We start from the raw sequence: 24,037 nt of genomic DNA on the forward strand, positions 1-24,037 counted from the left end.
CCACCGCGCGGCTCGCGCCGGACCCCAGCCATGCCCTCTCACGCACCAGCTGGTGCGGGGGGGGGGGGGGGGGCCGCCCCGGCGATGGGCCGCAACGCGGCCCAAAATTGCTTAACTGACTGGCATTAACCTTTGGGTCGCCTTTCTTATGCCTGGGATTCATGTATTGCCTGCGCCGGCCCTTTCGCGGGCAAGCCCGCTCCCACAGGAACCGCGCACTCCTGGCAGTTTGCGCTGTACCTGTGGGAGCGGGCTTGCCCGCGAAGGGGCCGGTACAGGTAAAACACAATCTACTCGACGCGCGTCTCGCCGCTGTACACCAATATCCCCCGGCACCGCTTACACAGGTACAGCCGCCCCTGGCGCACCAGCTTGTGCCGCTGCGCAGTAAACGGAAAGTCACCCTGCGGACACGGGCAGCGGTAGATGTAGCGGGTTACCACACGCCGTTGCACTTCATAGTTGTGGCACCGGTTGGGCGGCAATTCGTACACCCCGCGCATGATCAGCTGCCACTCCTCACCGTGGGCCTGGATGCGGTCGCCGAACAACTGGTGTGCCACCAGGTGCGCCACTTCATGGGCCACGGTCTGGCGCAGGAAGTCTTCCTGGTTTTCGCGGTACAGCTGCAGGTTGAAGCGCAACAGGTTCTCGTGCAGGTGGGCAACCCCGGCTTTTTGCCCGCGCAGCTTGAAGCTGACTTCCGGGCGCGGGAAGGGGCGTTTGAAGAAGGTTTCGGCTTGCTGGTAACAGGTTTCGACGCGTTGTCTGAGCAGCTCGGGCATGGCGGGGTGGTTCTCCTGACCGGGCATTATGCCGCAACTGCAACGGGGGTGCCGAGCCATCGGTCAGCGCACAGCCAGAGGCCGCCCTGCGGCGGCCCCTGGTTGATGCCCCAGTGTTGGTAGAGTCTGTTCTAGTTGGTGTAGACGGGCCCCACGCCCAGTCCCCAGATAATCACGGTGGCGGCCATGATCGCCACCAATACCACAAGGCCCACCGCCAGCACCGAGCTGGAGAACAGGAAGCCTTCGTCGGACGGTATGTTCATGAACGTCGGCAAGCCGACATACAGCAGGTACACCGTGTAGCAGATGGCGGCAGTGCCGATCAGCATGCCCAGCCACAGGTGCGGGTACAGCGCCGCCAGGCCGCCAATGAACAGGGGTGTGGCGGTATAGGTGGCAAAGGCGATGCATTGCGCCATGGACGGGTTGGCATCGTAGGTGCGGGCCATCCAGTGGATGAATGCGCCCATTACCGCCACCCCGGCGAGCATGGCCAGGTACGACATGATGCTCATCCAGATGGCGCTTTCCATGGTCAGCATCACGGCTGGCCTGTCGCCGATTACCCAGCCGACCTGGGTGGTGCCGATGAACGCGGAAATGGCGGGAATCGCCGCCAGGATAAGGGTGTGCGTCAGGTACATGTGGCTGATGGTTTCTTCTTCGCCACGAATCTCCCGCCATTCCTGGTCAGGATGGGTAAACAGCCCCACAACGTGATGAATCATGCCGTCACTCCTCTCAATGTTGCCAAACGCCCCCCAGATGGAGCGCAAGCGGCCCGAGGCCCGAACACCGAAGCAAGCGGTAATGTGGCCTTATGTCGCAGTATAGGAAGCTGTTGCCAGCATAAACCGTGCTTTTTAGAGCAAATTGCGCTGTAAGGCGTACTGTTGATTACATTGAAGTCTTTATCGGAATGCCTACAGCGACGGCGCGTTTGTGCGTAAAATAGCCGCCTTTTGTCACACCTCGCGGATCCAAGCGCTATGGGCACCCTCTCGGTCAACCAGAACAAACTGCAAAAACGCCTGCGTCGTCTCGCCGGCGAAGCTATCACCGACTACAACATGATCGAGGATGGCGACAAGGTCATGGTCTGCCTGTCTGGCGGCAAGGACAGCTACACCATGCTCGACGTTCTGTTGCACCTGCAGAAGGTGGCACCGATCAAGTTCGAGATCGTTGCGGTGAACATGGACCAGAAGCAGCCGGGTTTCCCCGAGCATGTGCTGCCGGCCTACCTCAAGGAACTGGGCGTCGAGTACCACATCGTCGAGAAGGATACCTACTCGGTGGTCAAGGAGCTGGTACCGGAAGGCAAGACCACCTGCTCGCTGTGTTCGCGCCTGCGCCGTGGCACCCTGTACACCTTCGCCGACGAGATCGGCGCGACCAAGATGGCGTTGGGGCACCACCGCGACGACATCGTCGAAACCTTCTTCCTCAACATGTTCTTCAACGGTGCGCTCAAAGGCATGCCGCCGAAGCTGCGCGCCGACGATGGCCGCAACGTGGTGATCCGCCCGCTGGCCTACTGCAGCGAGAAGGACATCCAGGCCTACTCGGACATGAAGGAATTCCCGATCATTCCGTGCAACCTGTGCGGCTCGCAGGAGAACCTGCAACGCCAGGTGGTCAAGGACATGCTGGTGGAGTGGGAGCGCAAGCACCCAGGCCGTACCGAGAGCATTTTCCGCGCCATGCAGAACGTGGCGCCGTCGCAGTTGGCCGACCGTAACCTGTTCGACTTCACCAGCCTGAAGATCGACGAGAACGCTACCCCGCGTTTCCTCGACGTGGTGAACATCTGAGCCCATGCGCGATTACCAGTGGCTGCATGAGTATTGCCTGAACCGCTTTGGCTCGGCCCAGGCGCTGGAGGCCTTCCTCCCGCAGCCTCGTACGCCGGCGCAACTGCGGGGCATCAGTGACGACCGTTTCCTGTCGACCTTGGCCTTGCGCGTGTTCCGCGCCGGTCTCAAGCACAGCCTGGTGGATGCCAAGTGGCCGGCGTTCGAGCAGGTGTTCTTCGGCTTCGACCCGGAGAAGGTAGTGCTGATGGGCGCCGAGCACCTGGAGAGGCTGATGCATGACGAACGCATCATCCGCCACCTGGGCAAGCTCAAGAGCGTGCCGCGCAATGCGCAGATGGTGCTTGATATCGCCAAAGAGAACGGCAGCTTTGGCGCGTTCATCGCCGACTGGCCGGTGACTGACATTGTCGGGTTGTGGAAGTACCTGGCCAAGCATGGCAACCAGTTGGGCGGGTTGTCGGCGCCGCGGTTCTTGCGGATGGTTGGCAAGGACACGTTTATCCCTACCGATGACATGGCGGCGGCGCTGATTGCACAGAAAGTGATCGACAAGCAACCGACCAGCCAGCGCGACCTGGCCCTGGTGCAGCAGGCGTTCAACCAGTGGCATGCCGAGAGCGGGCGGCCGCTGTGCCAGTTGTCGGTGATGCTGGCGCATACCGTCAACCATTGAGAATTTGGGGCTGCTTTGCAGCCCTTTCGCGACACAAGGCCGCTCCTACAGGAATTTGCGATCCCCTGTAGGAGCGGCCTTGTGTCGCGAAAGGGCCGCAAAGCGGCCCCAGAATTCACCCACCTTCGCCCGCCATACGCCGCTCATGCTGGAACTTCCAGCGCACATACAGCAGCCCGGCAATGAACAGCCCCAGGCTGACCAGTACTTCAACCCAGCCAAACACCGCCCGCGCCGGGTCGAACGCTGCCAGCACGCCCTTGATGAAATAGATATTCACCACGAAGCAGGTCCAGGCATGTGCCCGGGCGCTGCCCATCAGCATGCCCGGCAGCAACAGCAGCAGCGGCACCAGTTCGATCGCCAGGATCACCTCGACCCGCGCCCCATGCAGGTTGGCGAACCACAGGTTGTTCACCACCAGCAAGGCGATCAGGCCGAAGAAGAACGCCAGGCTCAACGCCCGCGTCAGGCGCAAGCGCGGTGCCAGCCATTGCAGTGGTGGCAACACCTTGGGCGCTCTAGCCACGCGCGGCCTCCAGGGCCTTGGCCGTGGCCGCCAGGCGTTGGCCAAGGGCGCGGCACAAGGCAATTTCGTGCTGATCGAGTTCGCGCTTGCCATCGGCCCCCGCATGGTGACTGGCACCATAAGGGGTACCGCCACCACGGGTTTCCAGCAAGGCCGATTCGCTGTACGGCAGGCCCATCACCAGCATGCCGTGGTGCATCAGCGGCAGCATCATCGACAGCAGGGTGGTTTCCTGGCCGCCATGCAGGCTGGCGGTGGAGGTGAACACGCCCGCTGGCTTGCCGACCAGTTCACCGCCCAGCCACAAGCTGCTGGTGCCATCGAGGAAGTACTTCAGCGGCGCTGCCATGTTGCCGAAGCGGGTCGGGCTGCCCAGCACCAGGCCGGCGCAGTGGCGCAGGTCGTCGAGGGTGGCGTACAGCGCGCCGCTGGCCGGAATGTCCGGGGCCACCGCTTCGCACTCGGTGGAAATGGCTGGCACCGTGCGCAGGCGTGCTTCCATGCCGGCCAGCTCGATGCCGCGGGCGATGTGCCGGGCCATCTCGCTGGTCGAGCCATGGCGGCTGTAGTACAGCACCAGAATGTAGGGCTGGCTCACGGCAGGATCTCCAGCACGTTCTCTGGCGGGCGACCGATCACGGCCTTGTCACCGGCCACCAGGATCGGCCGCTCGATCAGCTTGGGGTGCTGGGCCATGGCATCGATCAGTTGTGCATCGGTCAAGGCCGGGTCGGCCAGGTTCAGTGCTTTGTACTCATCCTCGCCGGTACGCAGCAGCTGCCGTGCGCCGATGCCCAGCTTGGCGAGCAGGGCCTTGAGGGTGGCGGCGTCGGGCGGGGTTTCCAGGTAGCGCACGATGGTTGGCGCCAGGCCGCGGGCTTCGAGCAGTTCCAGTGCGCCGCGGGATTTGGAGCAGCGCGGGTTATGATAGAGCGTGAGGTCGGTCATGTCGGGTCGCATCCAGCTGGTTGTGGCGGCTATTCTAACCGCAGCGACTGACCAATTTGCTTTAAAACTCGAGAAGGATTGACCCATGGCAAGGCGTCTGGCAGCAGTACTGGCCATCACCGCGAGCCTGTTGCTCGGTGGTTGCGGTGCCGATTATGGCGTGGACCAACACGGTAAAACGGTTAAGGCCGAACAGATCGACGGGCACTGGCTGGTGCTCAACTACTGGGCTGAATGGTGCGGGCCGTGCCGTACCGAGATCCCGGAACTGAACGCGGCGGCCAAGCAGTGGGCGGCCGATGGCATCAAGGTGGTGGGGGTGAATTTCGATGGTTTGCAAGGGCAGGATTTGAAGCAGGCCGCTGAAACCCTGGGCATCGGTTTTACCGTGCTGGCCCAGGACCCGGCCGAGCGCTATGACCTGCCGCGTAGCGAGGCGCTGCCGGTGACCTACATCATCGATGACAAGGGCAAGGTGCGTGAGCAGTTGCTGGGCGAGCAGACCCTGGAAGGGCTGCAAGCCAAGATCAAGGCCCTGAAGGGCGCCTGAAGCATAGGTGCCACTACGCAATCTTTGTGGGAGCGGGCGTGCCCGCGAACACCGGCAAAGCCGGTGCCATCCACCGCGTCGCCTGTTTCGCGGGCACGCCCGCTCCCACACACAAAGACCGCGTAGCGGCACCGATATCGATCAGCCTTCTTCAGGCCAGAAGCGCAGTGGCTTGCCCTCGGCCGGCCAGAAGCGCATTTGCTCCACCGGCGACACATCCCAGCGTTGCACCGTTTCCAGCGCCTGCAAGAAACGCTTTTCCTGCTCCATCAGCGCTGGCGCGCACAGCTTGCGGGTCTTGCCGACCTTGCCGAAGCTCAGGTGCTCACCATCCAGCGTGTACGGCGCAAACCAGTGGTTGCAACCGCCGTTGCCGTAGGCACGGCCGTCGCTGGCCAGGGTCAGGGTCAGGTGGCTGTAGTCGATCAGCGGGCGCTCGCCAATCCACTCCAGCACGTAGCTGCGCTCCTGCTGCAGCTTTGAAGGTTCTGCGGCACAGCCGAGCAGGCCGGTGGCAATCAGCGCGCCGGTCAGCAGATTTTTCACGCGGCATTCTCCTGGCAACGCGGGCACAGGTGTTTTTCGCCACGGCTGGCCCAACCCAGTTCGGCAATGCGTGCACTGGCGGCCGGCTGGCGGGCTTTCTTGCCCAGCTTGGCGTCCACGGCAAACTCGAAGTCCAACACGGCGTCGCAGTTGTCGCATTCGACCTGCCAGGTGAGGATTTCCAGCTCGTTGAACACCGGGCCACTGGCCACGGCAACCCACTGGCCGCGCGGGTTGATCAGGTGGCGAACGCTCTCCACGGTCAGGCGCATGGACAGGTCCTTGCTGCCCTTGAGGGTGACCAGCAGGGTGTCACCTTTGTGCATCGAACCGCCGTTGCCGGTGACCTGGTAGCGCCCAGGCATCAGCGCACGGCACTCGATCAGGGTGTGTTGCGGGTTGAAAAGGGTGTAGCGGAAATCGTGCTCGACCATGGGTCCTCCAGAAATGCCGCGTATCCTAGCATTAACCCGAGACCTGATTCTGTGGATTGCCTGCCGCCCAGCGGCTGATGTTGTCCAGTGTGGTCGCGGCAATGGCGTCCAGCGCTTCACGGGTGAGGAAGGCCTGGTGGGCGGTGATGATCACGTTGGGGAAGGTGAGCAGCCGGGCCAGGACATCGTCCTGCAGGGGCAGGTCGGACCGATCCTCGAAGAACAGCTGGGCTTCTTCTTCGTAGACGTCCAGGCCCAGGTAGCCGAGCTGGCCGCTTTTCAGCGCGTCGATCAGTGCCGGGGTGTCGACCAGCGCGCCACGACCGGTGTTGATCAGCATGGCGCCGGGCTGTAGCTGGGCCAGGCTTTGGGCGTTGATCAGGTGGCGGGTGTGCTCGGTCAGCGGGCAGTGCAGGCTGATGATGCGGGCTTCGCGAAGCAACTCGGGCAAGCTCAGGTAGCGTGCGCCAAGGTTCAGCAGTTCCGGGTTGGGGTAGGGATCGTAGGCCAGCAACTGGCAACCGAACCCGGCCATGATGCGGGCAAAGGTGGCGCCGATCTGGCCGGTGCCGACCACACCGACGGTTTTGCCGTGCAGGTCGAAGCCGGTCAGCCCATGCAGGGTGAAGTCACCTTCGCGGGTACGGTTGTAGGCTCGGTGCAGGCGCCTGTTGAGGGCCAGGATCAATGCCACCGCGTGCTCGGCCACGGCGTGTGGCGAGTAGGCCGGCACTCTGACCACGGCAAGGCCAAGGCGCTGGGCGGCGGGCAGGTCGACGTGGTTATAGCCGGCTGAGCGCAAGGCGATCAGGCGTGTGCCACCGGCTGCCAGGCGCTGAAGCACCGGGGCGTCGAGTTCGTCATTGATAAAGGCGCAGACGACTTCGTAGCCACCGGCCAGGGCGGCGGTGTCGAGGGTCAGCCGGGCTGGCTGGAAATGCAGCTCCAGGGTGCTACCGCTGGCGGCCCGGGTGAAGCTTTCCTGGTCGTAGTGCTGGCTGCTGAACAACAGGGCGCGCATGGTGGGGTTCCTTTGTGGTGCATGTCTTGGGGTAGTCAGTGCCTGTGAGATCGAGCGCCGCCCGCGCGGCGCTCGATCTCACGGGCGCCAAATTCATCAAGTCAGGCGCTCAGCCGCGCCTGGGCAGCCAGGCGGTTGATTGCTGCGTCCAGTTCATCCAGTGCCTGCTGGGCCTGCGGGTTTTCCTGTTTGAGCAAGGTTTCGCTGCGCTGGCACGCCGCACGCAACTGCGGTACCCCGCAATAGCGCGAGGCGCCGTTCAGGCGGTGTACCTGCTCGATCAGGCGGTTGTGGTCGTCCGCCTCTCGGGCAGCACGGATGGCTTCGCGGTCGGCATCCAGCGAGGCCAGCAGCATGCTCAGCATGTCGGCTGCCAGGTCTGCCTTGCCTGCCGCCAGGCGCAGGCCTTCATCGTGGTCGAGCACCTTCAGGTCACCACTGTTTGTCAGGTGCTCGGCCTGCACCTGCTGCGGTACGCCCAGGCTCAAGCCGGTCCACTTCATCACCACCTGGGCCAGTTGCCGCTCGCTGATCGGCTTTGTCAGGTAGTCGTCCATGCCGCCATGCAGCAAGGCGCGTTTCTCGTTGGCCATGGCATGTGCCGTGAGGGCGACGATCGGCAATGGGTTGCCGCTCTGGGTATTTTCCCAAAGGCGGATCTGCTCGGTGCAGGCGCGGCCGTCCATGCCAGGCATTTGCACGTCCATCAGTACCAGGTCGAATGGCTCATCCTGCACGGCCTGTACCGCGGCATAACCATTGTCCACAGCCAGCACCTCGGCGCCCAGGTCTTCGAGCAGGGTTTGCACCAGCAGCAGGTTGGCGGCGTTGTCGTCGACGCAGAGGATTTTCGGTTGGCGCTGGCCATTGCGGCTAGTCGCCTCGCTTAGCGGGCGGCGGGGCTGCACCAGCTCCAGCAACAGGCGACGCAGCTTGCGCGTGCAGGTGGGCTTGGACAGCAGTTGCCCGTGGCCGTTGGGCAGGAACGGATGGTACAGCGCCTGCTCGGTGGTGGGGCACAGCACCACGCATTGGCAATGATGACGCTCGAATTGCTGGTGGTAATGACCCAGTTGCTCGGGGGACAGGTTGCCCAGGTTGGCCCCGAGCACGGCGAACTCGAACGGCTGGCCGGCCTGGCTGGCAGCCTGTACCGCCTGCAGCAACTGGTCGTAGGAGGCAAACAGGCTGACGCTGAGGCCGCAGTCCTCCAGCTGGTGCTCCAACGCCTGGCGCGCCAGCTCGTGGCTATCGACGATGGCTGCGCGGCGGCCCAGCAGCGGCTGGAGTGGCAGGTCCTCGACATCGTCATGGGCTTTGGGCAGGTTGAGGCTGATCCAGAACTGCGAGCCTTCACCGGGGGTGCTGTCGACGCCGATTTCACCGCCCATCTGCTCGATCAGGCGCTTGGAAATCACCAGGCCCAGGCCGGTACCGCCAGGTTGACGGGCCAGCGAGTTGTCGGCCTGGCTGAAGGCCTGGAACAACGTGCGTACATCCTGTGGCGACAAGCCGATGCCGGTGTCCTGCACGCTGATGCGCAGTTGTGCGCTGTCTTCGTGCTCGTCTTCGAGCATGGCACGCACGACGATGGTGCCTTCGCGGGTGAACTTGATGGCGTTGCTGACCAGGTTGGTGAGGATCTGCTTGAGCCGCAGCGGGTCGCCAATCAGCGAAGAGGGCGTGTCGCGGTAGATCAGGCTGAGCAGTTCCAGCTGCTTAGCATGGGCGGCTGGCGCCAGGATGGTCAAGGTGTCCTGGATCAAGTCGCGCAGGTTGAAGGGGATGCTGTCGAGCACCAGCTTGCCGGCCTCGATCTTGGAGAAGTCGAGGATCTCGTTGATGATGCCCAGCAGGTTGTCTGCGGACTTTTCGATGGTGTTCAGGTAATCCAGCTGGCGTGGCGTCAGCTCGCTTTTTTGCAGCAGGTGGGTGAAACCGAGGATACCGTTGAGCGGCGTGCGGATTTCGTGGCTCATGTTGGCCAGGAACTCCGACTTGATGCGGCTGGCTTCCAGTGCTTCCTTGCGCGCCATGTCCAGCTCGATGTTCTGGATCTCGATGGTTTCCAGGTTCTGGCGCACATCTTCGGTGGCCTGGTCGATGCTGTGTTGCAGCTCTTCGTGGGCGTTTTGCAGGGTTTCGGCCATGCGGTTGATGCCGCGCGCCAGTTCGTCGAGCTCATGGCTGCCCATGGCGGGCAGGCGTTCTTCAAGGTGGCCGTCCTTGAGCTGGTTGACCGCATGCTTGATGCGTTCGACCGGGTCGTTGATGGTGCGGCTCATGCGCAGGGCCAGCAGGCCGCTGAGTGCCAGGCAGGCGAGGATCAGCAACAGGCTGGTGAACAGGTTGCGATAGCCGCGTAGCAGCGTGCCGTCGTGGGACAGTTCGATCTCGACCCAGCCCAGCAGGCGCTCGGCTTCGGCTGGCACGGCATCGGTGGCGAGGTCGCGGTGATGGCCGAATACCGGCATCAGGTAACGGGTAGCGTCATTGCCGCTGCGCTGGAGCAGTTGCGTGCCGGTGCCGCCGCTGGGCGGCTGGTTGATCATGCTCGGCCCGGCATGGGCCAGGCGTGTACGGTCCGGGGCCAGGAAAGCGACCGCGCGCACATCGGTCTGTTCCAGGGTTTGCGCGGCAATGCGCTCCAGTTGTGCGGGTGCCAGCCTGGCCATGGCGGGCGCGGCCAATGGCGCCAGTTGCTCGGCGATCATCTTGCCGCGTTGCAGTAGCTGGGTGCGCAGGTCGTTCTGTTGCAACCAGGTAAAGTAACTGCCCAGCACCAAAGCCATCAGGCCGGCCGGCAACAGGGCCAGCAGCATTACCCGGCTGCGAATTCCCAAGCGATCGAGCACACTCGCCTCCTGTCATGTGCCTGGACGCCGTCAAGCGATGACGGCCAAGCCGGGAAGTTACTCCGCCTGCCGCGCTATTGCACCTCTTTAGTCGCTGTTTTGCACCATTGCCGGGGCATTGGTCGCAGGGCGGTTGCCTGGCAGGTGGTGGATGCTCAATAATTGCGCAATTGAGAATGCATGGCAGTTGCCAATGAATCCTGTAGCTATTTACAACTCCAATATCCTCGCCATCGAGGACGACCCGGTGCTGGGTGCCTATCTGCACGAAGAGCTGCAGCGCGGCGGCTTCCAGGTCACCTGGTGCCGTAATGGCCTGGAGGGCCTGGAAACCGCAGGTCGCCAGGTATTCGATGTGGTGCTCATGGACATCCTGCTGCCCGGGCTGAACGGCCTGGATGCCCTGGCACAGTTACGCACGCGCAGTGCCACGCCGGTGATCCTGATGTCGGCACTGGGTGCCGAAGCCGATCGCATCAGTGGCTTCCAGCGCGGTGCCGACGATTACCTGCCAAAGCCGTTCAGCATGGCTGAGCTGCAGGTACGCATCGAGGCGATCCTGCGCCGGGTAGCACTCGAGCGTCGCCATCAAGCCCCGCAGGAACATGCAGCCTGCGGCGAGCTGCAGTTCGACGAAGGGCTGTGTGACGTGCGTCTCGACGGCCGCCTGGCAGGCCTGACCCCCAGTGAATTCCGCCTGCTCGACATCCTCAACCGCAACCTGGATGACGTGTTGAGCAAGCCGTTCCTCTACCAGCACGTGTTGCAGCGTGGTTATTCGAGGCATGACCGCAGCCTGGACATGCACGTCAGCCAGATCCGTCGCAAGCTCAAGGGCATCGGCTATGACGAGCGGCAGATCCGCACCGTGTGGGGCAAGGGTTACGTGCTCAGCGCCAGCGAGGCGGAGTGAGCCATGCTCGACCGCCATTCGCTGTTCTGGAAGCTGGCCATCCTGCTGGTGGGCTTTTGCCTGCTGATGATCGGCCTCAGCTACACCTGGGGCCGGCACATGGAAATCCAGAATGCCTTCCTCTCGGAACCGGCGCGGCAGACGCTGCGCGGCTATGCCGGCGAGGCTGAACAGGCCTGGCGTAGCGGCGGGCGATCAGGCCTGGACCAATGGGTAGCGGCGATGCACCAGCGCGAAAGGGGCTGGGTTGGCGTGCTCGATATCAACCTGCGGCCGCTCGACAGTGCCACCCTCGACCCGCAGATCATGCAGCGGTTGACGCGCCTGCGCGGTGTCGACTGGCCGATGAGCCGGCGCAGCGTTGACCAGCCGTGGCTGCGCATACCGTTCCCGGGGGCACCGGAGCAGGGCATGCTGGTGATCGAGCTGCCGCAGCGGTTCAACCCTGACCAGTACCGCTTGCTGTGGCGCATCGTCACCAATGGCATCATCCCTGGGCTGTTCACCCTGTTGCTGTGTGTGGGCCTTTACCGCATGTTGATCGTGCCGCTGAACCAGCTGCGCGAGCAGGCCAATGCCTGGCGTGCCGATCAGCTGTCGGCGCGCCTCGACTCGCGCACCATCGCCCGGCATGACGAGTTGGGCGAGCTGGCCCGGGCCTTTGATCAGATGGCCGAGCGCTTGCAGGGCACGGTGGCCATGCAGCAGCAGTTACTGCGTGACCTGTCCCACGAAATGCGTACGCCGCTGAGTCGGTTGCGGGTGGCTTGCGACGGCGAGACCGACTTGCAACGCCTGCGCGAACGCCTGACCCGTGAAGTGGACTGCATGCAGCAGCTGGTGGAAGACACCCTGCAACTGGCCTGGCAGGACGCCGAGCGTGCGCCGATGAACCTGGAACCGATCGAGGTCCATGCGTTATGGGAACTGCTGGCAGAGAACGCCAGCTACGAGAGCGGCTGGTCGGCCACGCGCCTGCGCTGTGAAGTACCGGCCGACTGCTGGGTGCAGGGCAACCTCAACCACCTGGCGCAGGCGCTGGAGAACATGTTGCGCAATGCCATTCGTCACTCGCCGGTCGAGGGGGTGGTGCGCCTCGGTGGGCAGCGTGAAGGCAGTCACTGGTGGCTGTGGCTTGAGGATGAAGGTGGCGGGGTGGCCGAAGACGACCTGGAGCGCATTTTTGCGCCGTTCTCGCGGCTGGACGGTTCGCGGCCGGGGGATGGTGGTTTTGGGCTGGGGTTGAGCATTGCCCGCAGTGCCATCCAGCGCCAGGGTGGCACCTTGTGGGCGCAGAATGGCAAGCGTGGGTTGCGGTTGTGGATGCGGTTGCCATTACATGTGCCGGCCTCTTCGCGGGCACGCCCGCTCCCACAGGTACAGCAGTGTTCTTGAGGGCGGTGCGATCCCTGTGGGAGCGGGCATGCCCGCGAAGAAGCCAGCACAGATCACAACGTTATAGCTTGTAGCTATATCCACCACAGATTGCGTGATATGGCCGCGAAGGGTTTGCCGGTATGATAGGCACCCCCGCCGTCCGGATTGTGAAAGACACCATGACCTTGCAGTACCCAACCATCGCCGATTGCGTCGGCAATACGCCCCTGGTTCGCCTGCAGCGCATTGCTGGTGAAACCAGCAACACCCTCCTGCTCAAGCTCGAAGGTAACAATCCTGCCGGCTCGGTCAAGGATCGCCCAGCGCTGTCGATGATCACCCGCGCCGAACTGCGTGGCCAGATCAGGCCCGGCGACACCCTGATCGAAGCCACTTCCGGCAACACCGGCATTGCGTTGGCAATGGCGGCGGCGATCAAGGGTTACAAGATGATCCTGATCATGCCCGACAACTCCACCGCCGAGCGCAAGGCTGCCATGACCGCCTATGGTGCCGAGCTGATTCTGGTTACCAAGGAGGAGGGCATGGAAGGCGCCCGCGACCTGGCCGAAAAGCTTCAGGCCGAGGGCCGCGGCCTGGTGCTCGACCAGTTCGCCAACGGCGACAATCCGATTGCCCACTACAACAGCACCGGCCCTGAAATCTGGCAGCAGACCCAGGGCAGCATTACCCATTTCGTCAGCTCCATGGGTACCACCGGCACCATCATGGGCTGCTCGCAGTACCTCAAGGAGCAGAACCCGGCGGTACAGATCATCGGCCTGCAACCGATGGAAGGCTCGGCCATCCCGGGCATTCGCCGCTGGCCCGAGGAATACCTGCCGAAAATCTTCGACGCCACCCGCGTCGACCGCGTGGTCGACATGTCGCAGCAGGAAGCCGAAGACACCACCCGCCGCCTTGCCCGTGAAGAGGGCATTTTCTGCGGCGTGTCTTCCGGTGGTGCGGTCGCAGCCATGCTGCGCCTCTCCCGCGAGGTGGAAAATGCCGTGATGGTCGCGATCATCTGCGACCGCGGCGACCGTTACCTGTCCACCGGCCTGTTCGACCCGAGCTAAATGTCCAAGAAAAAAACCAACAGCGGCCTGCGCTTCCAGCCGGCCGGCGGCAACCGCAGCCCCCAGGTCCCCGTGGGCAAAAAGCAGCGCCTGGATATCGAGCGCCTGGCCGGTGACGGCCGTGGCATCGCCTTCCTTGAGGGGCGCACCTGGTTTGTCAGTGGCGCCTTGGCTGGCGAAACCGTGGAGGCGCGGGTGCTCAATGCCCGTGGCAAAGTGGTCGAGGCGCGCCTGGAGCGGCTGCTGCAGGCCAGCCCCGAGCGCCGTGAAGCACCGTGCCGCCACTACGCACGTTGCGGCGGCTGCAACCTGCAGCACTTGCCGCACGAAGCGCAGCTGGCGCTCAAGCAGCGTACCCTGGCCGAGCAACTGCAGCGGGTAGCCGGCGTGCAACCCGAAGCATGGGCCGCGCCCCTGAGTGGGCCGGAATTCGGTTACCGGCGCCGGGCCCGCGTGGCCGTGCGCTGGGACGTCAAGGCGCGCCAGCTGGAGGTGGGCTTCCGGGCCGAAGCCAGCCAGGACATCATTGCCATCGACGATTGCGCGGTGCTGGTACAGCCCTTGCAGTCGATTCTGCGTCATTTGCCGACGGTACTGCGCTCGTTAAGCAAACCGCAGGCGCTGGGCCATGTCGAGCTGTTCAGTGGCACCGCCGAGGCGGTGTTGGTGCGCCACGTTGCGCCGCTGCCGGCTGAAGACCTGGCGAAGCTGCAGGCGTTTTGCGAGCAGGCCAATGCCCAGCTGTGGCTGCAGGGTGAAGATGACCCGGCGCCCGTGGACCCGGCCGCGCAACTGGGCTTCGCCTTGGCGCCGTGGCAGCTGGAACTGGCCTGGCGCCCAGGCGACTTCGTGCAGGTGAATGCGCAGGTCAACACGGCGATGATCGAGCAGGCCTTGGCCTGGCTTGATCCGCAGGCCGATGAGCGGGTGCTGGACCTGTTCTGCGGCCTGGGCAACTTCGCCCTGCCGCTGGCCCGTGCGGCCCGCGAGGTGGTGGCAGTGGAAGGCGTACAGGCCATGGTCGACCGGGCCGCGGCCAATGCCCGGAACAACAATGTGCATAACGCACGGTTTTTTCAGGCCGATTTATCGCAGCCTTTGGCAGGCACCGGATGGGCCGCCGAGGGCTTTTCTGCGGTACTCTTGGATCCACCGCGCGACGGTGCTTTCGAGGTGGTGCAAGGCATCGCACGCCTCAAGGCCAAACGGCTGGTCTACGTATCGTGCAACCCGGCCACACTGGCGCGAGACGCGCAGGTGCTGGTCGGCCAGGGGTACCGGTTAAAAAGGGCCGGGATTCTCGACATGTTTCCTCAAACGGCGCATGTCGAGGCCATGGCGTTATTCGAAGCGGGCTAGCAGGCTGGCCCCTTGGTGCGGTTTCCATGGAATGGCAGCCGCACGGTGATCGCCAGCGCACCCGCGTGGTGTGCTGTATGGAAAGGTAAAACAAAGATGGTACAGGTGAGAGTGCACCAGCCGGTCAACACCGACGGCAGTATCAATCTCGAAGGATGGTTGGACCATGTGGTAAGCGTCGATTCGGCACTGGATCGCGCAGCGCTTAAAGAAGCCTGCGAGTTTGCCCATGAGATCGAGAAAAAGGGCAACCCGGCCAAGCATTCCTGGGCGGACGGTACGTCCAGCTTCCAGGCGGGCCTGGAAATTGCCGAAATCCTGGCAGACCTCAAGCTTGACCAGGATTCCCTGGTGGCAGCGGTCATCTACCGTTCGGTACGCGAAGGCAAGGTGACCCTGGCCGAGGTCAGCCAGCGGTTCGGGCCGGTGGTGTCCAAGCTGATCGACGGCGTATTGCGCATGGCCGCTATCAGCGCCAGCCTCAGCCCGCGCCAATCGCTGGTGCTGGGCTCGCAGGCGCAGGTCGAGAACCTGCGCAAGATGCTCGTGGCCATGGTCGACGATGTGCGCGTGGCACTGATCAAGCTGGCCGAGCGCACCTGCGCAATTCGTGCGGTCAAAGCCGCCGACGACGAGAAACGCCTGCGTGTCGCGCGTGAGGTGTTCGACATTTATGCGCCGCTGGCGCACCGCTTGGGTATCGGCCACATCAAATGGGAGCTGGAGGACCTGTCCTTCCGCTACCTCGAGCCCGACCAGTACAAGCAGATCGCCAAGCTGTTGCACGAGCGCCGGTTGGACCGCGAACGCTTCATCAGCGACGTGATGAACCAGTTGCAGAACGAGCTGCTGGCCACCGGCGTGAATGCCGACATCAGCGGCCGGGCGAAACATATCTACTCGATCTGGCGCAAGATGCAGCGCAAAGGCCTGGAATTCAGCCAGATCTACGACGTGCGTGCAGTGCGCGTACTGGTGCCGGAAATTCGCGACTGCTACACCGCGCTGGGTATCGTGCACACGCTGTGGCGGCATATTCCCAAGGAGTTCGACGACTACATCGCCAACCCCAAGGAAAACGGCTACCGCTCGCTGCACACCGCAGTAATCGGCCCTGAGGGCAAGGTGCTGGAGGTACAGATCCGCACCCACGGCATGCATGAAGAAGCCGAGTTGGGCGTTTGCGCCCACTGGCGCTACAAGGGCACCGACGTCAAGCCCAGCTCCAACCATTACGAAGAGAAGATCTCCTGGCTGCGCCAGGTGCTGGAATGGCACGAAGAGCTGGGCGACATCGGTGGCCTGGCCGAGCAGTTGCGGGTCGACATCGAGCCAGACCGGGTCTACGTGTTCACCCCGGATGGCCACGCCATCGACTTGCCCAAAGGCTCCACGCCGCTGGACTTCGCCTACCGCGTGCACACCGAAATCGGCCACAACTGCCGGGGAGCCAAGATCAACGGCCGTATCGTGCCGCTGAACTACAGCCTGCAGACCGGCGAGCAGGTCGAGATCATCACCAGCAAGCACGGCAACCCCAGCCGTGACTGGTTGAACTCCAACCTGGGCTACGTCACCACCTCGCGGGCGCGGGCGAAGATCGTGCACTGGTTCAAGCTGCAGGCACGCGACCAGAACGTCGCCGCCGGCAAGACCTTGCTCGAACGCGAGCTCAGCCGCCTGGGCCTGCCGCAGGTGGACTTCGAGCGCCTGGCCGAGAAAACCAACGTCAAGACTGCCGAGGACATGTTCGCCTCGCTGGGTGCGGGCGACCTGCGCCTGGCCCACCTGGTCAACGCCGCCCAGCAGTTGCTGGAGCCCGACCGCATCGAGCAGATCGAGCTGGTACCGCGCAAACCTACCGGGCCGCGTACCGGCAAGCGTGGCGACATCCAGATCCAGGGTGTTGGCAACCTGCTGACGCAGATGGCCGGCTGCTGCCAGCCGCTGCCGGGCGATGCCATCGTTGGCTACATCACCCAGGGGCGTGGCGTGAGCATCCACCGCCAGGACTGCGCCTCGGTGCTGCAGCTTGCGGGCAAGGAGCCGGAGCGCATGATCCAGGTGAGCTGGGGGCCGATCCCGGTGCAGACCTACCCGGTCGACATCGTCATCCGTGCCTACGACCGCCCGGGGCTGCTGCGCGATGTCTCGCAGGTGCTGCTGAACGAGAAGATCAACGTGCTGGCGGTGAACACCCGCTCGAACAAGGAAGACAACACCGCGCTGATGTCGCTCACCATCGAGATTCCAGGGCTGGACGCGCTGGGGCGCCTGCTGGGGCGGATCTCGCAGTTGCCGAACATCATCGAGACGCGGCGTAATCGTACCCCTTGAGACCGCGGCGCCTGCTTCGCGGGCTCGCCCGCTCCCACAGGTACGGTGCAGACTTCGAAACCTGCATCCATCCTGTGGGAGCGGGCAAGCCCGCGAAGAAGCCACCACCGAAGGACCTGCCTGAATGACCTACACCCTCGAAGACCTGCTGCACCTCATGGCCCGCCTGCGCGACCCGCAGTACGGCTGCCCGTGGGACCTCAAGCAGAACTACGCGAGCATCGTCCCGCACACCATCGAAGAGGCCTACGAGGTCGCCGACACCATCGAGCGCGGCGACTTCGAGCACTTGCAGGGTGAACTGGGCGACCTGCTGTTCCAGGTGGTCTACTACAGCCAGCTCGCCCGGGAAGAGGGGCGTTTCGAGTTTGATGGCGTGGTCGACAGCATTACCCGCAAGCTGATCCGCCGCCACCCGCATGTATTCCCTACCGGCGAGCTCTATGCGCCGCTGGATACCCCCAGCCTGAGCGAGACCCAGGTCAAGTCGCGCTGGGAGGAAATCAAGGCAGAGGAACGTGCCGAGAAAAGCACGCCCGAGCAATTGTCGCTGCTCGACGATGTGCCGGCAGCCTTGCCGGCCCTGTCGCGGGCAGCCAAACTGCAAAAGCGTGCGGCCACCGTCGGTTTTGACTGGCCTGCGGCATTGCCTGTGCTGGACAAGGTACGTGAAGAGCTGGATGAGGTGCTGCAGGCCATGGCCGACGGCGACGCCGATGCGCTCGAAGATGAGCTGGGCGACTTGCTCTTCGCCACCGTCAACCTGGCCCGCCACCTCAAGCACGACCCCGAGAACGCGCTGCGCCGCGCCAACCGCAAGTTCGAGCGACGTTTCCGTTTCATCGAACAGGCATTGCGCGACAGTGGTCGCCCCATTGAAGATTGTAACCTTGACGAGCTGGATGCCCTTTGGGGGGAAGCCAAACGTCTGGAAAAGAACCTGCCCAGCTGCGGCTGAGCTGTTGCATAAGTGAGTGAACATTCATGAGCCTTTCCCTTCGCGACCAATTGCTCAAAGCCGGTCTGGTCAACCAGAAACAGGTCTCGCAGACCAACAAAGCGGAAAAGAAACAGAAGCGCATGGAGCACAAAGGCCAGGTCGAAGTCGACGACAGCCAGCAGCGCATCGCCAAGGAAGCCATGGCCGAAAAGGTCAAGCGCGACCAGGAACTGAACCGCCAGCAGCAGGAAAAGGCCGAGCAAAAGGCTCGCGCCGCGCAGATCAAGCAATTGATCGAAGCAACCCGCCTGCCTAAGCTGACCACCGAGGATTACTACAACTTCGTCGACGACAAGAAGGTCAAGCGCATTGCCGTCAACGCGCTGATGCGTACCAGGCTCAGCAACGGTGCGCTGGCTGTGGTGGCGCATGCCGGCGGTTACGAGGTGATCCCGCGGGAAGCGGCGGTTAAGATCCAGGAACGTGACCCAAGCCGTATCCTGTTGCTGAACACCCATGTCGAAGAAACGGACGAAGACGATCCGTACGCGGCCTACAAGATCCCTGATGATCTGATGTGGTAAGCACGAAAAACCCCGCCTTGGCGGGGTTTTTCATTGCAAGACTGATCATTGCGTGGTGCGCTGGTTTTCCAGGTCTTCCAGTTCTGCACGGTACTGGTGTGCTTCGTGTTCATTGTGGAACATGCCGACCAGCTGGCCCTGTTGGTGCACATCCCAGATCCGCACGCCAGCGGCCAGGCCTTCGTGGGACATTTTCGATTCGTCGCGTTCGGTTACTTGGACTGTCATCGGTAAACTCCACTGCTTGAGTTGGCTGCGACACTGTGTCGCACACCTTCTTTATAGAGTTTGTTAGCAGGCTAAGTAAATAAAACAGGCATGAAACAAGTTTCATGAAAGCCCGAGTGCGGTCAAGTGTAGGAGCACCTCATGCACATGACAGGCACAAAAAAGCCCCGCACTGGGCGGGGCTTCGGGTGCAGCGGGCAGTGCTGGCTCAGTTACCCTTCACCGGCTTGCCATCGACCGTGCCATCTTGCAGCACGATCACGTACTCCTTGCCGTCGGTCTCTACCTGGCGCAGTTGCACCAGCAGGTAGTCCCAGTTCTTGGCGAACCACAGTTCGGTGATGCGCTTGCTCTGGCTTGGATCGCGTACGCGCTCGACCTTCACCGCATCGACCTGACCGGTCTTGGTGGTGACTTTTTCGGTGCCGAGCACGCGGAAGTCGTAGGTGTCGATCTCGTCACCGTCAACCACCTGGTAGGTCATGCTCTTCTTACCGGCGGCCACGTCGTGCTGCAGGGCCAGCTGGTAGGACGACTTGTCCAGTACGCCGCGGTTCAGTGGCAGGCTGACGGCATCGCCACGGTCGCTGCCGGTGACCTTCTTGCCGGTCCAGTCGAAGGTCAGGTCGACCTTCTTGGCTTTGCCCAGGCCGCCGCGCTCGAAGTGATACTTCTGTGGCAGCAGGGTGTCGTTTTCCATGCGCAGGGAGCTTTGCTCGGTCAGGCTGGCGATCATCATGGAAGCCTTGAAATTAAGGTCCCAGGTACCGTTGGCATTCTTGACCAGGCTACGCTCGGCGGTGCCGCTCATGGGCAGTTGCTTCCAGTCGGCGGTGTAGCTGGCCGAAAAAGGCTTCAGATCAGCTGCCTGGAGGGGCAGGGCGAGCACGGCGAGAGCCAAGAGCAGGGCGCGACGCATAAATTCTCCTAGGATCGAATCAAGTGACCGCTGGCCGCCAGGGGCTGGCCATCCAGTAATGCACCCTGTTCGCCAAGGCACAAGCGCCCTTCAGCGAACCAGCGCACCGCCAGCGGGTAGATCAGGTGTTCTTGACGGTGTACCCGCTGGGCCAGGCTTTCAACGGTGTCGTCAGACGCCACCGGTACCACAGCCTGTACGACCAGTGGGCCGCCATCGAGTTCCTCAGTCACGAAGTGTACGCTGCAGCCGTGCTCGGCGTCGCCGGCCTCCAGTGCCCGACGGTGGGTATGCAGGCCCTTGTACCGGGGCAGCAGCGACGGGTGGATGTTCAGCAGGCGGCCCTGATAGTGGCGCACGAAGTCGCCACTGAGGATACGCATGAAGCCGGCCAGCACCACCAGGTCCGGCGCGAACCCATCGATGCGCGCAACCAGCGCGGCATCGAAGGCTTCGCGGCCGTCGAACTGGGTGTGGTCGAGCACCACGCTGTCGATGCCGGCCGCCGCGGCGCGTTGCAGGCCGTAGGCATCGGCGCGGTTGGAAACCACCGCACGGATGCGTACCGGGCTGTCTGCCCCTTGGCAGCTGTCGATCAGGGCTTGCAGGTTGCTGCCGGAACCCGACAGCAGTACTACTACATTGCAGGTCTTGCTTGGCATCAGTGTGCCTTGAGGTTCTGCAGCTCGACCTGGGCAGCACCTTCGGTGGCTTCGGCAATGTGGCCGATGACCCAAGGCTGCTCGCCAGCGGCGCGCAGTTCGTTCAGGGCGGCTTCGACCTGGTCCTGGGCTACGCAGATGACCATGCCCACGCCGCAGTTAAGTACGCGGTGCATTTCGTGCTCGTCGACGTTGCCTTTTTCCTGCAGGAAGTCGAACACTGCCGGGCGCTGCCAGCTGGCCACGTCAACCACGGCCTGGGCGTTTTTCGGCAGTACGCGCGGGATGTTATCCAGCAGGCCGCCACCGGTGATGTGGGCCATGGCCTTGACGGCACCGGTGTTCTTGATCAGCTGCAGCAGCGGCTTCACGTAGATGCGGGTTGGCGCCATCAGCAGGTCGGTCAGCGGCTTGCCGTCCAGCTGGGTGTTTTCGATGTCGGTGGCGGACACTTCGAGGATCTTGCGGATCAGCGAGTAGCCGTTGGAGTGCGGGCCCGAGGATGGCAGGGCGATCAGCGCGTCGCCAGTGGCAACCTTGGAGCCGTCGATGATTTCGGCCTTTTCCACCACGCCCACGCAGAAGCCGGCCAGGTCGTAGTCTTCGCCTTCGTACATGCCAGGCATTTCGGCGGTTTCACCACCGACCAGCGAGCAACCGGCCAGTTCGCAACCGGCGCCGATGCCGGTGACCACGGTGGCGGCCACGTCAACGTTCAGCTTGCCAGTGGCGTAGTAGTCGAGGAAGAACAGCGGCTCGGCGCCGCATACGACCAGGTCGTTGACGCACATGGCGACCAGGTCCTGGCCGATGCTGTCGTGCTTGTTCAGGTTCAGCGCCAGGCGCAGCTTGGTACCGACGCCGTCGGTGCCGGAGACCAGCACCGGCTGCTTGTAGCCGGCCGGGATCTCGCAGAGGGCGCCGAAGCCGCCCAGGCCACCCATGACTTCAGGGCGTGCGGTGCGTTTTGCCACGCCCTTGATGCGTTCGACCAGTGCTTCGCCGGCGTCGATGTCTACACCGGCGTCCTTGTAGCTCAGGGAGGGTTGCTTGCTCATTGATCCAGGCCTTTAGGAGGGAGGGATTCTTAAAAACGACCATGGCGGCCAAGGCCGGCGGGTGAGCGGCGGCTGCCTGAAACGTCAGTGGTCTGTGAAGGCGCGCGATTTTATCAGGGTTGCCGGGCAGCGGCCATCCTCAGGCCGACGGGCAGGGCGGTAAATTGTTGAAAAAGGCCTGAGGGTGGTTGATGCGGTTGCTTGTGTATAAGCTGCAAGCAGCGAGTGTAGAGCTCGACTGGACAGGAATCCTCCATGCGTTTGTTCAATATTCTGGCAGTCGGTTGCCTGGCCCTGATGGCAGCCACCGCCCAGGCTGAAAATGTCTCCGGCCTTTACCAGGTGCGCGAGCCAGTCACGGGGCAGGGCGCCGAAGCACGTGCCGCGGCAACGGCCAAGGCCCTCGACACCCTGGTATTACGCCTGACCGGCGACCCCAAGGCAGTGCAAAACCCGGCACTTGCCGAGTTGCGCAAGGATCCGCAGCAAATCATCAACCAGGTTGGCAGCGAGGCCGGCCCGCCCGAATCTGTGGTGGTCGAGTTCGACCCGGGGAGTACCGAGCGCGCATTGCGCAAGGCCGGCTTGGCCCTGTGGGGCAGCAACCGGCCTTCGATTATTGGCTGGTGGCTGAATGACAGCGCCGAAGGCAGCAGCCTGGTCGGCGATGGCCAGGCCAGCGCCCAGCCCCTGCGCCGTGCCGCCCAGCACCGTGGCCTGCCACTGCGCTTGCCGCTCGCCGACTTGCAGGAGCAACTGGTGGCCAATGGCAAGCAGATCGAGGGCAGCGACCCTGCACCGTTGCGTGAGGCCTCCGAGCGCTATGGCGCCGATGCCTTGCTGGCGGTGCATGCCCAGGAGGCCGACGGCAAGTGGCAGGGCAAGTGGCAGCTGTGGCTGGGCGACCAGCGTGAGCAAGGTACAGCCGAGGGGGCTGACCCGGCAGCCTTGGCCGACGCGGTGATGCTGGCAGTCAGCAGCCGCCTGGCGCCGCGTTATGTCACCCGCCCGGGCGCCAGCAGCCAGATGCAGGTGCAAGTGCAGGGGATGAACCTGCAACGTTATGCCGAGCTTGCCCGCGTGCTTGAGCCCTACGGCCCGCGCCTGCAGATGGCCGAAGGCACCACCCTGACTTACGGTGTGACCGGCAACCGCGAACAGTTGCGTGCCCAGCTCGGCCTGGCCAAGTTGCAGGAACTGCCCGCAGAGCAGGCGCCCGCAGCACCCGCCACGCCAGCACCGGCAGCGGGCGAGCAGCCTGCACCGGCCCAACCTGCGCCCAAGCCGTTCGACGGCCTGCGTTTTCGCTGGTAAGGGGAGCATGCCGTGACCGACGTTCGTCGATGGATCTGGCTGGGCGCTGCCCTGCTGGTCGCCGTGCTGCTCTATAGCTTGCACAACATTCTTACCCCGTTCCTGGTCGGCATCCTCTTGGCCTACCTGGCCGACCCGCTGGTTGACCGCCTGGAGCGTCTGGGGCTGTCGCGCACCTGGGGCGTTGTGGTGGTGTTCGGCCTGTTCACCCTGTTGTTGCTGGCCCTGCTGCTGGTGCTGGTGCCGATGCTTGCCAAGCAGCTGGTGCGCTTGTACGAGCTGGCGCCACAGATGCTCGACTGGCTCGAGCATGTTGCGTTGCCTTGGGTGCAGAGCCGGCTGGGCCTGGCCGATGGCTTCTGGAAATTCGACAAGATCAAGGCTGCCATTGCCGGCCACATGGGCCAGACCACCGACATCGTCGGCATGTTGCTGTCCCATGCCACGGCGTCGAGCCTGGCGCTGATTGGCTGGCTAGCCAACATGGTGCTGATCCCGGTGGTGGGCTTCTACCTGCTGCGCGATTGGGACCTGATGATGGCCAAGCTGCGCAGCCTGCTGCCACGCCAACGTGAATCGCAGGTCGTGGGCCTGGCGGGCGAGTGCCACGAAGTACTGGGGGCATTCGTGCGTGGGCAGCTGATGGTGATGCTGGCCCTTGGCGTCATCTATTCGGCCGGGCTGATGCTGGTGGGGCTTGAATTGGGGCTGCTGATCGGCATGCTTGCGGGGCTGGCCGCCATCGTGCCCTACATGGGCTTCATCATTGGCATCGGTGCGGCGCTGGTGGCTGGCCTGTTCCAGTTCGGCGGTGACCTGTACCCGATGCTGGGCATCGTCGCAGTGTTCATGGTCGGGCAGGCACTTGAAGGCATGGTGCTGACGCCGCTGCTGGTAGGGGATCGGATTGGCCTGCACCCGGTGGCGGTGATCTTTGCCATCCTGGCCGGTGGTGAGCTGTTCGGTTTTACCGGGGTGTTGCTGGCCCTGCCGGTAGCGGCGGTGATCATGGTGCTGTTGCGGCATGTGCATGATGTCTACAAGGAGTCGGACATGTATGACGGGGGTATCGACCCGGAGTTGTAATGCAAAGGCTTACGCCAACC

The 24,037-nt window shown here is 63.5% G+C and carries 25 protein-coding genes; 12 read left to right on the plus strand and 13 right to left on the minus strand.

From position 1 onward, the window contains the following. Window positions 1–290: 290 nt before the first annotated feature. Both ACIQUI_RS24120 and ACIQUI_RS24125 read right to left on the minus strand, forming a co-directional pair. Window positions 291–785 (minus strand): SprT family zinc-dependent metalloprotease, encoded by a 495-nt coding sequence (locus ACIQUI_RS24120; RefSeq protein ID WP_403203180.1) that lies wholly within the window; start codon window positions 783–785, stop codon window positions 291–293. A gap of 131 nt (window positions 786–916) precedes the next feature. Next, a complete protein-coding gene (locus tag ACIQUI_RS24125) occupies window positions 917–1,516 on the minus strand; it encodes a Yip1 family protein (RefSeq protein ID WP_012270925.1) in 600 nt (199 codons plus the stop codon). A 261-nt stretch (window positions 1,517–1,777) separates the two neighbouring features. On the opposite strand from ACIQUI_RS24125, the gene ttcA reads away from it, so the two are divergent. Both ttcA and ACIQUI_RS24135 read left to right on the plus strand, forming a co-directional pair. Next, complete coding sequence (gene ttcA, locus ACIQUI_RS24130) at window positions 1,778–2,602, plus strand: tRNA 2-thiocytidine(32) synthetase TtcA (RefSeq protein WP_027918067.1); 825 nt, start codon at window positions 1,778–1,780, stop codon at window positions 2,600–2,602. Window positions 2,603–2,606: 4 nt separating this feature from the next. After that, the gene (locus tag ACIQUI_RS24135; protein WP_403203181.1) at window positions 2,607–3,278 is read left to right on the plus strand and encodes a DNA-3-methyladenine glycosylase I; all 672 of its coding nucleotides are present in this window, start codon (window positions 2,607–2,609) and stop codon (window positions 3,276–3,278) included. 115 nt (window positions 3,279–3,393) lie between these two features. Here ACIQUI_RS24135 and ACIQUI_RS24140 read toward each other — a convergent pair whose 3' ends face one another. From ACIQUI_RS24140 to arsC, 3 genes are read right to left on the minus strand one after another with little or no spacing between them, the layout of a single operon-like run. Then, a complete protein-coding gene (locus ACIQUI_RS24140; RefSeq protein ID WP_403203182.1) occupies window positions 3,394–3,807 on the minus strand; it encodes a DUF2069 domain-containing protein in 414 nt (137 codons plus the stop codon). Beyond that, window positions 3,800–4,405, minus strand: coding sequence for an NAD(P)H:quinone oxidoreductase (wrbA, locus tag ACIQUI_RS24145; RefSeq protein WP_403203183.1), 606 nt, complete (start codon window positions 4,403–4,405; stop codon window positions 3,800–3,802). The genes ACIQUI_RS24140 and wrbA overlap by 8 nt, the downstream gene beginning before the upstream one ends. Beyond that, the gene (arsC, locus tag ACIQUI_RS24150; protein WP_403203184.1) at window positions 4,402–4,755 is read right to left on the minus strand and encodes an arsenate reductase (glutaredoxin); all 354 of its coding nucleotides are present in this window, start codon (window positions 4,753–4,755) and stop codon (window positions 4,402–4,404) included. Before arsC ends, wrbA begins: the two co-directional genes overlap by 4 nt. An 85-nt stretch (window positions 4,756–4,840) precedes the next feature. Here arsC and ACIQUI_RS24155 point away from each other — a divergent pair, with 85 nt between their 5' ends. Continuing rightward, the gene (locus ACIQUI_RS24155; RefSeq protein ID WP_403203185.1) at window positions 4,841–5,305 is read left to right on the plus strand and encodes a TlpA disulfide reductase family protein; all 465 of its coding nucleotides are present in this window, start codon (window positions 4,841–4,843) and stop codon (window positions 5,303–5,305) included. Window positions 5,306–5,446: 141 nt separating this feature from the next. Here ACIQUI_RS24155 and ACIQUI_RS24160 read toward each other — a convergent pair whose 3' ends face one another. The 4 genes from ACIQUI_RS24160 to ACIQUI_RS24175 all read right to left on the minus strand — a co-directional run bounded on the left by ACIQUI_RS24160 (window position 5,447) and on the right by ACIQUI_RS24175 (window position 10,161). Continuing rightward, the gene (locus tag ACIQUI_RS24160; RefSeq protein WP_201207514.1) at window positions 5,447–5,851 is read right to left on the minus strand and encodes an META domain-containing protein; all 405 of its coding nucleotides are present in this window, start codon (window positions 5,849–5,851) and stop codon (window positions 5,447–5,449) included. Continuing rightward, window positions 5,848–6,285, minus strand: coding sequence for a hypothetical protein (locus ACIQUI_RS24165; protein ID WP_403203186.1), 438 nt, complete (start codon window positions 6,283–6,285; stop codon window positions 5,848–5,850). Before ACIQUI_RS24165 ends, ACIQUI_RS24160 begins: the two co-directional genes overlap by 4 nt. Before the next feature lie 31 nt (window positions 6,286–6,316). After that, on the minus strand, window positions 6,317–7,306 hold the full coding sequence (locus ACIQUI_RS24170; protein ID WP_403203187.1) for a 2-hydroxyacid dehydrogenase: 990 nt from the start codon (window positions 7,304–7,306) through the stop codon (window positions 6,317–6,319). Between the two features lie 101 nt (window positions 7,307–7,407). Next, window positions 7,408–10,161: a response regulator gene (locus tag ACIQUI_RS24175; RefSeq protein WP_403203188.1), complete on the minus strand. Its 2,754-nt coding sequence runs from the start codon at window positions 10,159–10,161 to the stop codon at window positions 7,408–7,410. A gap of 193 nt (window positions 10,162–10,354) precedes the next feature. Here ACIQUI_RS24175 and ACIQUI_RS24180 point away from each other — a divergent pair, with 193 nt between their 5' ends. The 7 genes from ACIQUI_RS24180 (at window position 10,355) to ACIQUI_RS24210 (ending at window position 18,750) form a co-directional block, all read left to right on the plus strand. Then, the gene (locus ACIQUI_RS24180; RefSeq protein WP_403203189.1) at window positions 10,355–11,074 is read left to right on the plus strand and encodes a response regulator transcription factor; all 720 of its coding nucleotides are present in this window, start codon (window positions 10,355–10,357) and stop codon (window positions 11,072–11,074) included. 3 nt (window positions 11,075–11,077) lie between these two features. After that, window positions 11,078–12,469, plus strand: coding sequence for a histidine kinase sensor domain-containing protein (locus ACIQUI_RS24185; RefSeq protein WP_403203190.1), 1,392 nt, complete (start codon window positions 11,078–11,080; stop codon window positions 12,467–12,469). Window positions 12,470–12,630: 161 nt separating this feature from the next. Then, the gene (gene cysM, locus ACIQUI_RS24190) at window positions 12,631–13,530 is read left to right on the plus strand and encodes a cysteine synthase CysM (RefSeq protein ID WP_403203191.1); all 900 of its coding nucleotides are present in this window, start codon (window positions 12,631–12,633) and stop codon (window positions 13,528–13,530) included. Further along, the gene (rlmD, locus tag ACIQUI_RS24195; RefSeq protein WP_403203192.1) at window positions 13,531–14,889 is read left to right on the plus strand and encodes a 23S rRNA (uracil(1939)-C(5))-methyltransferase RlmD; all 1,359 of its coding nucleotides are present in this window, start codon (window positions 13,531–13,533) and stop codon (window positions 14,887–14,889) included. 96 nt (window positions 14,890–14,985) lie between these two features. Next, the gene (gene relA, locus ACIQUI_RS24200; protein WP_391137633.1) at window positions 14,986–17,226 is read left to right on the plus strand and encodes a GTP diphosphokinase; all 2,241 of its coding nucleotides are present in this window, start codon (window positions 14,986–14,988) and stop codon (window positions 17,224–17,226) included. Window positions 17,227–17,350: 124 nt separating this feature from the next. Continuing rightward, entirely contained in the window at window positions 17,351–18,184 is an 834-nt protein-coding gene (mazG, locus tag ACIQUI_RS24205) for a nucleoside triphosphate pyrophosphohydrolase (RefSeq protein WP_403203193.1), read from the plus strand. Between the two features lie 26 nt (window positions 18,185–18,210). Further along, on the plus strand, window positions 18,211–18,750 hold the full coding sequence (locus ACIQUI_RS24210; protein WP_403203194.1) for a DUF2058 domain-containing protein: 540 nt from the start codon (window positions 18,211–18,213) through the stop codon (window positions 18,748–18,750). 45 nt (window positions 18,751–18,795) lie between these two features. Here the strand turns inward: ACIQUI_RS24210 and ACIQUI_RS24215 are convergent, their stop codons facing one another. The 4 genes from ACIQUI_RS24215 to purM form a co-directional block, all read right to left on the minus strand. Beyond that, the gene (locus tag ACIQUI_RS24215; protein WP_085675339.1) at window positions 18,796–18,978 is read right to left on the minus strand and encodes a hypothetical protein; all 183 of its coding nucleotides are present in this window, start codon (window positions 18,976–18,978) and stop codon (window positions 18,796–18,798) included. 208 nt (window positions 18,979–19,186) lie between these two features. After that, window positions 19,187–19,897: a DUF3108 domain-containing protein gene (locus ACIQUI_RS24220; protein ID WP_403203195.1), complete on the minus strand. Its 711-nt coding sequence runs from the start codon at window positions 19,895–19,897 to the stop codon at window positions 19,187–19,189. A gap of 8 nt (window positions 19,898–19,905) precedes the next feature. Continuing rightward, complete coding sequence (purN, locus tag ACIQUI_RS24225) at window positions 19,906–20,559, minus strand: phosphoribosylglycinamide formyltransferase (protein WP_391138140.1); 654 nt, start codon at window positions 20,557–20,559, stop codon at window positions 19,906–19,908. Beyond that, window positions 20,559–21,617 carry a phosphoribosylformylglycinamidine cyclo-ligase gene (gene purM / locus ACIQUI_RS24230; protein WP_403203196.1) on the minus strand — a complete coding sequence of 353 codons (1,059 nt, stop codon included), beginning with the start codon at window positions 21,615–21,617 and terminating at the stop codon, window positions 20,559–20,561. The genes purN and purM overlap by 1 nt, the downstream gene beginning before the upstream one ends. Before the next feature lie 255 nt (window positions 21,618–21,872). Here purM and ACIQUI_RS24235 point away from each other — a divergent pair, with 255 nt between their 5' ends. Both ACIQUI_RS24235 and ACIQUI_RS24240 read left to right on the plus strand, forming a co-directional pair. Then, window positions 21,873–22,931 carry a DUF2066 domain-containing protein gene (locus tag ACIQUI_RS24235; RefSeq protein WP_403203197.1) on the plus strand — a complete coding sequence of 353 codons (1,059 nt, stop codon included), beginning with the start codon at window positions 21,873–21,875 and terminating at the stop codon, window positions 22,929–22,931. Window positions 22,932–22,943: 12 nt separating this feature from the next. After that, complete coding sequence (locus ACIQUI_RS24240) at window positions 22,944–24,017, plus strand: AI-2E family transporter (protein WP_403203198.1); 1,074 nt, start codon at window positions 22,944–22,946, stop codon at window positions 24,015–24,017. Window positions 24,018–24,037: the final 20 nt, after the last annotated feature.

Origin of the sequence: Pseudomonas sp. NPDC090592, assembly GCF_044769185.1 — a bacterium.
Lineage (GTDB): Bacteria > Pseudomonadota > Gammaproteobacteria > Pseudomonadales > Pseudomonadaceae > Aquipseudomonas.